This window comes from Streptomyces sp. PU-14G (assembly GCF_041028275.1).
In the GTDB taxonomy this organism is placed as follows: domain Bacteria; phylum Actinomycetota; class Actinomycetes; order Streptomycetales; family Streptomycetaceae; genus Streptomyces.
Genome location: NZ_JASKYT010000232.1, coordinates 1 through 11,533, shown reverse-complemented (window position 1 = coordinate 11,533; position 11,533 = coordinate 1). Strand labels below are relative to the sequence as shown.

Genomic DNA, 11,533 nt, shown 5'->3' with positions numbered 1-11,533 from the left:
CCCCCGCTCTGCGTGGCGGCCCGCCGCGGGGTGGGCATCGGCACGTCCTGGCGGCCCCGCCCGGCGGAGGCGGAACCCGCGACGGCGACCTGCACCCCGCGGTCGGCGAGCGCCTGCAACTCCGTCTCGGCGCGGTCGTCGTGCGGCGGTGGCTCGTCCGTCACCAGTCTGGTGATCACATCCGTGGGCACCGTCTGGAACATGGTGTCGGTCCCCAGCTTGGTGTGGTCGGCCAGGACGACGACCTCCCCGGCCGCCTGCACCAGCGCCCGGTCCACGCTCGCGGAGAGCATGTTGGACGTGGACAGGCCCCGCTCGGCGGTCAGCCCGCTCCCCGACAGGAAGGCGCGGGAGACGCGCAGCCCGTGCAGTGACTGTTCGGCCCCGCTGCCGACGAGCGCGTAGTTGCTCCCGCGCAGGGTGCCGCCGGTCATCACCACCTCCACCCGGTTGGCGTGGGCCAGCGCCTGCGCCACCAGCAGCGAGTTGGTGACCACCGTCAGCCCCGGAACCCGCGCGAGCCGCCGTGCGAGCTCCTGAGTCGTCGTACCGGCTCCGACGACGACGGCCTCGCCCTCCGAGACCAGGCCGGCGGCGAGGTCGGCGATGGCCGTCTTCTCGGCGGTGGCCAGATGGGATTTCTGGGGGAAGCCGGACTCACGGGTGAAACCGCCCGGTAGCACGGCACCGCCGTGCCGGCGGTCGAGCAGTCCTTCTGCCTCCAGCGCCCGTACGTCCCTGCGCACGGTCACTTCGGAGGTCTGGACGACGCGGGCGAGCTCCCGGAGCGAGACCGCCCCGTTGGCGCGTACCATTTCAAGGATCAATTGACGACGTTCCGCAGCGAACACGAAACTGACAGTAACGCCAACGACCGTCTGCTTTCAGCGGTATGCGCCGATTAACAGAAGTTGTTCGTACGGTGGCGCCGAACGTGGTATAGGGCCCTTTCCGTACAGAGCCCCTCCGCCGGACCCGCCCGAGCGGAGACGCCCCTCAGTGCAGTTCGGCCAGCTTGCGCGTGTGCAACTGCCGCGCCACCTCGGCGATCGAGCCCGTCAGCGACGGGTACACCGTAAACGTGTTGGCGATCTGCTCGACGGTCAGATTGTTGTCAACCGCGATCGCGATCGGATGAATCAGCTCACTCGCCCGCGGCGCCACGACCACACCGCCGACGATGATCCCGGTCCCCGGACGGCAGAACAGCTTCACGAAACCGTCCCTGATGCCCTGCATCTTGGCGCGCGGGTTACGCAGCAGCGGCAGCTTGACGACCCGCGCCTCGATGGCGCCCTTGTCCACGTCCGCCTGCGAGTAGCCGACCGTCGCGATCTCCGGATCCGTGAAGATGTTCGCCGCGACCGTCTTGAGGTCCAGCGGATTCACCGTGTCACCCAGGAAGTGGTACATCGCGATGCGGCCCTGCATCGCCGCCACCGACGCCAGCGCGAGCACGCCGGTGCAGTCGCCCGCCGCGTAGACCCCCGGGGCGGAGGTGCGCGACACCTTGTCCGTCCAGATGTGGCCCGACTCCCTGAGCCGGACCCCCGCCTCCTCCAGACCCATGTCCGCGGTATTCGGGATCGCGCCGACCGCCACCAGGCAGTGCGTACCCGAGATCGTGCGGCCGTCCTGCAGCGTGACCTCCACCCGGCCGTCGTCCGTCCGCTTCGCCGACGCCGCACGGGAGCGGCTCATCACGTTCATGCCCCGGCGCCGGAAGACGTCCTCCAGGACGGCGGCGGCGTCCGGGTCCTCCCCCGGCAGCACCCGGTCCCGGGAGGAGACGAGCGTCACCTGGGAGCCCAGCGCCTGGTAGGCGCCCGCGAACTCGGCACCGGTCACGCCGGAGCCGATCACGATCAGCTCCTCCGGCTGCTCCTCCAGGTCGTAGAGCTGCGTCCAGTTCAGGATGCGCTCCCCGTCAGGACGGGCGTCCGGAATCTCACGCGGATGGCCGCCGGTGGCGACCAGCACCGCGTCAGCCGTCAGCTGCTCCTGGCTGCCGTCCGCCGCCGTGACGGTGACCGTACGGGAACCGTCCACCGCCTGCCCCGGCTCCAGCCTGCCCCGACCCCGCATGACGCGGCCCCCCGCACGGGTGACGGATGCGGTGATGTCGTGCGACTGGGCGAGGGCCAGCCGCTTGACGCGGCGGTTCACCTTGCCGAGGTCCACGCCCACGACCCTCGCCGGGTCGTCCGGGTCGTGGGTCTTGTCCTCCACCCGGATGCCGAGCTCCTCGTACGAGGAGTCGAAGTTCGTCATCACCTCGGCCGTGGCGATCAGCGTCTTCGACGGCACGCAGTCGGTGAGGACCGAGGCGCCGCCGAGGCCGTCGCAGTCGACGACGGTCACCTCCGCGCCGAGTTGGGCGGCTACCAGGGCCGCTTCGTATCCGCCGGGGCCGCCACCGATGATCACGATCCGAGTCACGGGACCCATTGTCCCGCACCCCCTCTGCGAACGGCTCGCTGGGGCCTGTGCGCCCCCAGTACCCCGCCTATCTCGGGGCTGCGCCCCTGCTCCCCCTCCATGGTCTTCCCCTTCTTCCGTGAGGGTGCCCTCGGCCGTGGATGGGGGCTCCGCCCCCAGACCCCCGGGGCCTCGCCGGCCAGGCGTTGGGGCGGCTCCGCCCCCCAACGGCCCCCCGCTACGGGGGCTCCGCCCCCCTAGGAGCCCCCACATGGGGTACTCAGCGCACAAAAGGTCCGCCATACGGACAACCCCGTGTCAGCGCATGGGACAACGAGTAGGCTCCGCCGCATGTCTTCAGGAACGGCCTCCCACACGGACCGCACCATCGACCTCGCAGTGATTTCCGGCGACGGAATCGGCCCGGAGGTCGTCGCTCAGGGCCTCAAGGTCCTCGCCGCCGTCCTCCCGCAGGACGTGAAACTGGAGACGCGCGAGTACGATCTCGGCGCCAAACGCTGGCACGCGACGGGCGAGACCCTCACCGACGCCGAGCTGGAGAAGCTCAAGGACCACGACGCGATCCTGCTGGGCGCCATCGGCGATCCGGGGGTGCCCTCGGGCGTACTGGAGCGCGGTCTGCTGCTGAAGCTGCGTTTCGCCTTCGACCACTTCGTCAATCTGCGTCCCTCGAAGCTGTTCCCGAACACCTCCTCGCCGCTGGCGGGCCGACCGGAGATCGACTTCGTCGTCGTCCGCGAGGGCACCGAGGGCCCCTACGTCGGCAACGGCGGCACGATCCGCAAGGGCACCCCGCACGAGGTCGCCAACGAGGTGAGCGTCAACACCGCGTACGGCGTGGAGCGGGTCGTGCGTGACGCGTACGCGCGGGCGCAGGCCCGGCCCCGTAAGAAGCTGACGCTGGTGCACAAGAACAACGTGCTGGTGCACGCGGGCCACCTGTGGAAGGACACCTTCGACCGGGTGGGCCGGGAGTTCCCCGAGGTGACCACCGACTACCTGCACGTGGACGCCGCCACGATCTTCCTGGTGACGGACCCGGCGCGGTTCGACGTGATCGTCACCGACAACCTGTTCGGCGACATCATCACCGACCTCGCCGCGGCGGTGAGCGGCGGCATCGGCCTGGCGGCGTCCGGGAACATCAACCCGACCCGCGAGTTCCCCTCGATGTTCGAGCCGGTGCACGGTTCCGCGCCCGACATCGCGGGCTCCGGCAAGGCGGACCCGACGGCCACCGTGCTCTCCGTCGCGCTGCTGCTGCGGCACCTGGGCTTCGAGGCGGAGGCCGCCCGGGTCGACGAGGCCGTCACCGCGGACCTCGCGGAGCGGGGCGAGACGGCGCGCACCACAGACGAGATCGGCGACGCGCTCGCCGCCCGCGTGGCCGGCTGACCGCCCCGCGGAGCGGGACCGCCCCGCGGAGCGGGACAGACCCCGCAGTGAGGACCGCCGACGCCCGCACCGGGCGTCGGCGGTCCTCACTGTGTGCACACCTTCGCCGTGGTGGACCGTCGCAGACGGAACCGCAGGGTGCGGCGGCTCGTACCCGCGTCCGATAAAGGTTGACCCCCGCGCGATAATCGGGGGTGAGGGACCGCCCCATGAGGGAGGACTCGGACGTCCGAGCAGTACGCGCCGCAGCCAGGGGAGTGACCAGGAGAGCGGCCACGCTCTCCTGGGCCGCCGGGGCAGGTCCGCACACGTACGAGCGAAGGACGCGGACATGACGACGCCCCGTATCGATTTCGACCGCAAGCCCGCGGCGCAGCCGCTCGCCGACGCCGAGCGGGAGGCGGTGCTGGCGAACCCCGGATTCGGGCGGTATTTCACCGACCACATGGTCACCATCCAGTGGACCGAGGGCCGGGGCTGGCACGACGCGCGGCTGGAGCCGTACGCGCCTCTCCAGCTCGACCCGGCGAACATGACGCTGCACTACGCGCAGTCGATCTTCGAGGGGCTCAAGGCCTACCGGCAGCCCGACGGCTCGGTGAAGGTCTTCCGCCCGGACGCCAACGCCCGCCGTTTCCAGCGCAGCGCCCGGCGTCTGGCGATGCCCGAGCTGCCGGTGGAGACGTTCATCGAGGCGTGCGACCTGCTGGTGGGCCAGGACAAGGCGTGGGTGCCCAGCGAGGGTGAGGCGTCGCTGTACCTGCGTCCCTTCCTGTTCGCCAGCGAGGTGGGGCTCGGGGTCAAGCCGGCGAACCAGTACACGTTCATGGTGATCGCCTCCCCGGCGGGGTCGTACTTTCCCGGGGGCGTCGAGCCGGTCTCGGTGTGGCTGTCCGAGGAATACGTGCGCGCGGCGCCGGGCGGTACGGGCGAGGCCAAGTGCGCGGGGAACTACGCCGCCTCGCTGGTCGCGCAGGCGGAGGCCGCCGAGCACGGCTGCGACCAGGTCGTCTGGCTGGACGCGGTGGAGCGCCGGCACATCGAGGAGATGGGCGGCATGAACCTCTACTTCGTCTACGGTTCCGGGGCCGGCGCGCGGATCGTCACGCCGGCTCTGACGGGGACGCTGCTGCCCGGCATCACCCGTGACTCGCTGCTGACGATCGCGGCCGACATGGGCTACGAGACGGGCGAGGCGCGGATCACGACCGACGAGTGGCGTGCGGGCAACGCGGACGGCTCCCTCACGGAGGTGTTCGCGTGCGGTACGGCGGCCGTGATCACGCCCGTGGGTGAGGTGAAGTCCTCGCGGGACGAGTGGAAGGTCGGCGACGGCACGGCGGGGGAGATCACGATGAGGCTCCGCGAGGCGCTGTTGGCGGTCCAGACCGGCCACGCCGAGGACACGCACGGCTGGATGCACACGCTGGGCTCCTGAGCCGGGGCATTGCCGGGCACGGCCCGGGGACATCGCGGGACGTGTCACGGTAAGTCCGGAACCGACTGCGTGTACATGTACCTGACATGCAGCGGTAGGGCGTCCGTGGCCGACGGGTCTCTCCGCGGCGCTGGGATGACGGGTGTCATCGACCGTCTCCCGGAAGGCCGCGATCCACGATGCCGCACCTTCAGGTGTCCCAGCAGGAGCAGGCAAGTCAGCAGGAGACAAGAAACGCGGCGGCGGCACTGGGCCGCCGCCGCTTTCTGACCGTCACGTCGGCCGCCGCGGCGCTCGCGTTCGCCACGAACCTGCCGGGCAGCGCCCAGGCCGCGGAGGCCGACGCCAGGACGGCGGTGAAGGCCGACCCCTTCACGCTGGGCGTCGCCTCCGGCGATCCGCTGCCAGGATCCGTCGTGCTGTGGACCCGGCTGGCGCCCGAGCCCTACGAGACCGGCGGCGGACTGCCGAAGGCCCGCGTCGCCGTCCAGTGGGAGATCGCCCACGACCGCCGCTTCCGCCGTGTCGCCCGCCGCGGGCGGGCCACCGCGCACCCCGAGCTGAACCACACCGTGCACGTGGAGGCCGAGGGCCTGGACGCGGACCGCGTGTACTACTACCGCTTCCGCGCCGGCAAGTGGACCAGCCCCGTCGGCCGTACGCGCACCGCGCCCGCCGCGGGCGCCGACCTGAACGAGCTGCGGCTGGCCGCCGTCTCCTGCCAGGCGTACCACGACGGCTACTACACCGCCCACCGCCACCTCGCCGAGGAGGACGTCGACCTGGTCTTCCACCTGGGCGACTACCTGTACGAGTACGCGGTCGACGCGCACGGCGGCGCCCGCCGGTACACCGACCGCACGCTGCCCGCCGTCTTCGACCGCGAGATGGTGACGCTGGAGGACTACCGGCTGCGGTACGCCCTCTACAAAAGCGACCCGGACCTGCGCGCCGCGCACGCCGCCCACCCCTTCCTCGTGACCTGGGACGACCACGAGACGGAGAACAACTACGCGGACGAGACGCCCGAGGACGGCGGATCTCCGGAGGACTTCCTGGTACGCCGGGCCGCCGCCTACCGCGCGTACTGGGAGAACCAGCCGCTGCGCCGCCCGCAGAAGCCCGACGGGCCCGACATGCGGCTCTACCGCAGGCTGCGCTTCGGGAAGCTGGCCCAGTTCGACATCCTCGACACCCGCCAGTACCGCTCCGACCAGGCCTACGGCGACGGCGCCCAGCGCCCGGGCCCCGAGTCCGAGGACCCGCGCCGCACGATGACGGGCGCCGCCCAGGAGCGCTGGCTGATCGACGGATGGCGGGCCTCGGACACCCTGTGGAACGTGGTGCCGCAGCAGGTGACCTTCTCCGAGCGCCGCACCGACGACACCCCCGGTTACAAGGTCAGCATGGACGCCTGGGACGGCTACCCGGCCTCCCGCGAGCGGCTGCTGGCGGGCGCCGAGTCGGCGGGGATCGAGAACCTGATGGTGCTCACCGGGGACGTCCACAAGGGCTACGCGTACGACATCAAGCGCGACTTCGGGGACCAGGACTCGCGCACCCTGGGCACCGAGATCGTCGCCACCTCCATCACCAGCGGCAAGGACGGCGAGGAGAAGCCCGGCAACTGGGACGCCTACATGGGCGCCAACCCGCACATGAAGTTCTACAACGGCCGCCGCGGCTATGTGACCGTGCGGCTGGACAAGCACCAGGGGCGGGCCGACTTCCGTACCGTCACCGCCGTGACGAAGCCCGGCGCACCGATCAGCACCGCCGCCTCCTTCGTCACCGAGGTCGGCAGCCAGGGGCTGCGGGAGGTGTGAGGAGACGCTAGTGGCCGCCCGCCGGGCCGAGGCCGAGGCAAAGCTCCGCCCACACGGTCTTCCCCGACGGCGGCCGATCGGCGACACCCCAGCGTGCTGCCACGGCCTCGACCAGGCACAGGCCGCGACCGGACTCCTCGTCGGCGCCGGGGAGCGGACGCGGAGCGGTGGCCGACTCCGAAGACGTCGGCCACCGCTCCCCGCGCCCGTCCGCGACCTCGACGCGCAGCGTCCTGGGCAGGAGCAGCCCAGGACCGAGCGTCAGTCGCAACTGGAAGTCCCGTCCGGCCAGCCGCCCGGACGGCACGCAGCCGTGCAGCACGGCGTTGGCGGTCAGCTCGCCGATGAGCACCGCCGCCCTGACGCTGACGTCACTGTCGTAAGGCCAGCCCCAGTCGGCCAGGCGCTGCACCCCCATCAGCCGGGCGAGGCGCGCCCCACGCCGGGTGGAGCTGAAGAGCTGGCTGAACTCGTATTTGCCCATGCTGGTTCCCGGCTTCTTGCAGACCGAGGCCCGGGCCCAGATTCGCGCGGCAACGCCGCTCGCGTCCGAGGCCGAGATCGAAGGCGGCCCACGCTGGTCTTCCCGGCGGGTAGCTGGGACGCCTTTGTCCGTACGGTGCGGGGCTCCTTCGTCACTCGCTGAGACGGGGCCCGCACTCAAGGGCGGGCTTCCGCATGGTGAGACGCGTTGGGGCATGGCGGTCGGGCGTGCCAATATGGCTGGGTGCCCTCGTTCGTCATGATTATTGGCAGCAGGCGCGCCGGTCCGCAGTGACCGACTGCCGTGGAATCACCGCACGGCGGCGGCCACCGTGCCCCAGACCCGCGCGCAGACCTCTCGCACCCGCGAGAGGTTTTTTCGTTTTCCGGCCCACCCGGCCGGGGGCGGACGCCGCGAGGGATGATGGGGGCAAGTGGAGCGCTTCCTTCCGCAACCACTGAACCCTTCCAGGAGCCACCAGCCATGACACTCCGGACCCCGGACGACAGCTTCCACGTCTTCGACACCACCCTGCGTGACGGAGCGCAGCGCGAGGGTATCAACCTGACCGTCGCCGACAAGCTGACCATCGCCCGCCACCTGGACGAGTACGGCGTCGGCTTCATCGAGGGCGGCTGGCCCGGCGCCAACCCGCGCGACACCGAGTTCTTCGCCCGCGCCCCGCAGGAGATCGACTTCGCGCACGCACAGCTCGTCGCGTTCGGGTCCACCCGCAGGGCGGGCGTGCCCGCGCAGATCGACCCGCAGGTCAAGGGGTTGCTCGACTCGGGTGCCCCGGTCGTCACGCTGGTGGCCAAGGCGCACGACAGGCACGTCGAGCTGGCGCTGCGCACCACCCTGGAAGAGAACCTGTCGATGATCGCCGACACGGTCGGTCACCTCCGCGAGAAGGGCCGCCGCGTCTTCGTCGACTGCGAGCACTTCTTCGACGGCTACCAGGCCAACCCGGACTACGCGAAACAGGTCGTGCGGACCGCGCACGAGGCCGGCGCCGACGTGGTCGTCCTGTGCGACACCAACGGCGGCATGATCCCCGCCCGCATCCAGGCCGTCGTGCGTACCGTCGCCGCCGACACCGGCGCGAGGCTGGGCATCCACGCGCAGGACGACACCGGCTGCGCCGTCGCCAACACCCTGGCGGCCGTGGACGGCGGCGCCACCCACGTCCAGTGCACCGCCAACGGCTACGGCGAGCGGGTCGGCAACGCCAACCTCTTCCCCGTCGTCGCCGCGCTGGAACTCAAGTACGGCAAGCGCGTGCTGCCCGAGGGGGCGCTGGCCGAGACCACGCGGATCTCGCACGCCATCGCCGAGGTCGTCAACCTCACCCCCTCCACGCACCAGCCCTACGTCGGCACCTCCGCGTTCGCCCACAAGGGCGGCCTGCACGCCTCGGCGATCAAGGTGGACCCCGACCTCTACCAGCACATCGCCCCCGAACTGGTCGGCAACACCATGCGGATGCTGGTCTCCGACATGGCGGGCCGCGCCTCCGTCGAGCTCAAGGGCAAGGAGCTGGGCTACGACCTGGGCGGCGACCGCGAGCTGGTCGGCCGGGTCGTCGAGCGCGTCAAGGAGCAGGAGCTCAAGGGCTACACCTACGAGGCCGCCGACGCCTCCTTCGAACTGCTGCTCCGCGACGAGGTGCACGGCGGCGCGGCAGGCGCCGCCCCCCGCTTCTTCCGCGCGGAGTCCTGGCGCACCATCGTCGAGCAGCGGCCCGACGGCGAGCAGGTCAACGAGGCGACGGTGAAGCTGTGGGCCAAGGGCGAGCGGATCGTCGTCACCGGCGAGGGCAACGGACCCGTCGACGCGCTGGACCGCGCCCTGCGGGCCGGCCTGGAGCGCATCCACCCGCAGCTCGCGCGGCTCGACCTGGTCGACTACAAGGTGCGCATCCTGGAGGGCACCCACGGCGCCTCGTCCACCACGCGGGTGCTGCTGTCCATGAGCGACGGCAGCGCCGAGTGGACCACCGTGGGGGTGGGGGACAACGTGATCGCCGCCTCGTGGCACGCACTGGACGACGGCTACACCTACGGTCTGCTGCGCGCCGGGGTCGAGGCCCACGACTGAAGGCCCCGGTGACCGGCGCCCGACGGCGGGGCGCCGGGTCAGGGCTTGCGGGGGGGGAGGGCGGAGTCAGGGCGTGCGGGAGGGCGGGGTCAGGGACTGGTCGAAGTGGTCGCGCACATGGCCCAGTACCCCCTCCCGCTCCACGCCGGGCAGGCCCACCACCAGGTGGCTGCCGAAGCCGTCGAGGAGGGCGCGGGTGCGCGTGGCGAACCGGTCGGCGTCGACGGGGGCGAACTCGCCCGTGGCCGCGCCCTCCACCAGCAGCGCCACCAGGTCACGGTGCCAGCTCAGCTCCAGCTCCAGCTGGCGGGAGCGCGCCTCGTCGTCGGCCAGTTGCGAGCGGTTCCACACCTCCAGCCACAGCGCCCAGTGCGGGTCGCGGTGGCCGTGCGGCAGGTAGAGCTCGACCAGCGCGTCCAGCCGCTCCCGGGCCGGCACCCGGCGGGCGAGAGCGGCGCGGCGCTCGGCCCCCAGCTGTTCCTCGCTCCACTGGAGGGTCTGGAGCAACAGCTCGTCCTTGGTCTTGAAGTAGTAGACGAGATGGCCGCTGCTCATGCCGACCTCGCGGCCGAGCGCGGCCATCGTGAGCCGGTCGAGACCGCGTTCGGCGATCATCTCCATGGCGGTGGCGAGCACCTGTTCGCGGGGCTGCGCCGCGCGGCGCCCGCCTTTGGTGAGCTTCGTCCCGGTCCGCACGCCCACCGCCGCATCCCTCCGCTTTCCCCAGTGGCAACCCGGCCGTTCAGCCTATCCGGCTCACAGGCGCGGCTGCTGCTGGGTGATGCAGTGGATGCCGCCGCCGGCGGCGAAGAGGGTCCTGGCCTCCACCAGGGTGACCGTCCGCTGCGGGAAGAGGCGGCGGAAGATCCCCGCGGCGTGTTCGTCTCGGGGATCGCCGAAGCCGCACAGCACCACGCCGCCGTTGCACAGGTAGTGGTTGACGTAGGAGTAGTCGACCGGTTCCCCGTCCTCGGTGTGGGTGACCGTCGGCGCGGGCAGTTCGACCACCTCCAGCTCGCGACCGCGCGCGTCGGTGGCGGCGCGCAGCAGCTTCACCGTCTCCTTGCACAGGTCGTGGTCGGGGTGCGCCGGGTCGGGTTGCGTGTGGGCGACGACGACACCGGGCGCGGCGAACGCGGCCACCAGGTCGACGTGGCCCCGGGTGCCGTAGGTGCCGTAGTCGGCGGTCAGTCCGCGGGGCAGCCAGATGGCCTTGGCTGTGCCGAGCCGCGCGTGCACCTCGGCCTCCACCTCCTCGTGCGTCCAGCCCGGGTTGCGCTCGGCACCCAGCTGCACGGTCTCGGTGAGCAGCACCGTGCCCTCGCCGTCCACGTGGATGCCGCCGCCCTCGTTGACCAGTCGGGAGGTGTGGGAGGGGGCGCCCGCCTGCTCGGCGACGAACGCGCCGACCAGCTTGTCCTTGTCCCAGCGCGCCCACTGCTGGGCACCCCAGCCGTTGAACGTCCAGTCGACGGCCGCCAGCCGGCCGCCCTCGGTGACGAAGGTGGGGCCGATGTCGCGCATCCACGCGTCGTCCAGCGGCTGCGCGACGACCTCGATGCCGGAGCCGAGCTGCTCGCGCGCCCCCGCCACGTCCTGGGGGTCGGCCACCATGGTGACCGGCTCGAAGCGGCGGACGGCGCGGGCCACCCTCGCCCACGCGGCGCGCGCCTCGGCCAGCACCGAGGCGTCCTCGAAGGTGGGGTTGTGCCCCGGCCAGGCCATCCAGGTGCGCTCGTGCGGCGCCCACTCGGCAGGCATGTACGGGGCGGCGGGCGTTGCGGTGCTCATGGCAGGGCGTTCCTCGGAGTGCTCGAAGGAGACGGGAAGAGGGAGGACGGAGGGGAGCGATGA

9 protein-coding genes are annotated in these 11,533 nt (G+C 71.6%); 4 read left to right on the top strand and 5 right to left on the bottom strand.

What is annotated here, in order from left to right:
* The coding region (locus tag AB8Z75_RS23635; RefSeq protein ID WP_369205178.1) for a DeoR/GlpR family DNA-binding transcription regulator at positions 1 to 815 on the bottom strand (815 nt) is incomplete at its 3' end.
* Between the two features lie 181 nt (positions 816 to 996).
* Positions 997 to 2,448 (bottom strand): NAD(P)H-quinone dehydrogenase, encoded by a 1,452-nt coding sequence (locus AB8Z75_RS23630; protein WP_369205174.1) that lies wholly within the window; start codon positions 2,446 to 2,448, stop codon positions 997 to 999.
* A gap of 321 nt (positions 2,449 to 2,769) precedes the next feature.
* On the opposite strand from AB8Z75_RS23630, the gene AB8Z75_RS23625 reads away from it, so the two are divergent.
* From AB8Z75_RS23625 to AB8Z75_RS23615, 3 genes are all read left to right on the top strand, one after another.
* Entirely contained in the window at positions 2,770 to 3,834 is a 1,065-nt protein-coding gene (locus AB8Z75_RS23625; RefSeq protein WP_369205172.1) for a 3-isopropylmalate dehydrogenase, read from the top strand.
* 331 nt (positions 3,835 to 4,165) lie between these two features.
* Positions 4,166 to 5,272, top strand: coding sequence for a branched-chain amino acid aminotransferase (locus AB8Z75_RS23620; protein WP_369205170.1), 1,107 nt, complete (start codon positions 4,166 to 4,168; stop codon positions 5,270 to 5,272).
* Positions 5,273 to 5,451: 179 nt separating this feature from the next.
* Positions 5,452 to 7,098: an alkaline phosphatase gene (locus AB8Z75_RS23615; RefSeq protein ID WP_369205168.1), complete on the top strand. Its 1,647-nt coding sequence runs from the start codon at positions 5,452 to 5,454 to the stop codon at positions 7,096 to 7,098.
* Positions 7,099 to 7,105: 7 nt separating this feature from the next.
* On the opposite strand, the gene AB8Z75_RS23610 is transcribed toward AB8Z75_RS23615, so the two are convergent.
* Positions 7,106 to 7,582 (bottom strand): ATP-binding protein, encoded by a 477-nt coding sequence (locus AB8Z75_RS23610; RefSeq protein WP_369205166.1) that lies wholly within the window; start codon positions 7,580 to 7,582, stop codon positions 7,106 to 7,108.
* A 483-nt stretch (positions 7,583 to 8,065) separates the two neighbouring features.
* On the opposite strand from AB8Z75_RS23610, the gene cimA reads away from it, so the two are divergent.
* Positions 8,066 to 9,679, top strand: a complete 1,614-nt coding sequence (cimA, locus tag AB8Z75_RS23605) for a citramalate synthase (protein ID WP_369205164.1) — start codon at positions 8,066 to 8,068, stop codon at positions 9,677 to 9,679.
* Positions 9,680 to 9,745: 66 nt separating this feature from the next.
* Here cimA and AB8Z75_RS23600 read toward each other — a convergent pair whose 3' ends face one another.
* Positions 9,746 to 10,300: a TetR/AcrR family transcriptional regulator gene (locus tag AB8Z75_RS23600; RefSeq protein ID WP_369205176.1), complete on the bottom strand. Its 555-nt coding sequence runs from the start codon at positions 10,298 to 10,300 to the stop codon at positions 9,746 to 9,748.
* A 135-nt stretch (positions 10,301 to 10,435) separates the two neighbouring features.
* Positions 10,436 to 11,470: an agmatine/peptidylarginine deiminase gene (locus AB8Z75_RS23595; RefSeq protein ID WP_369205162.1), complete on the bottom strand. Its 1,035-nt coding sequence runs from the start codon at positions 11,468 to 11,470 to the stop codon at positions 10,436 to 10,438.
* Positions 11,471 to 11,533: the final 63 nt, after the last annotated feature.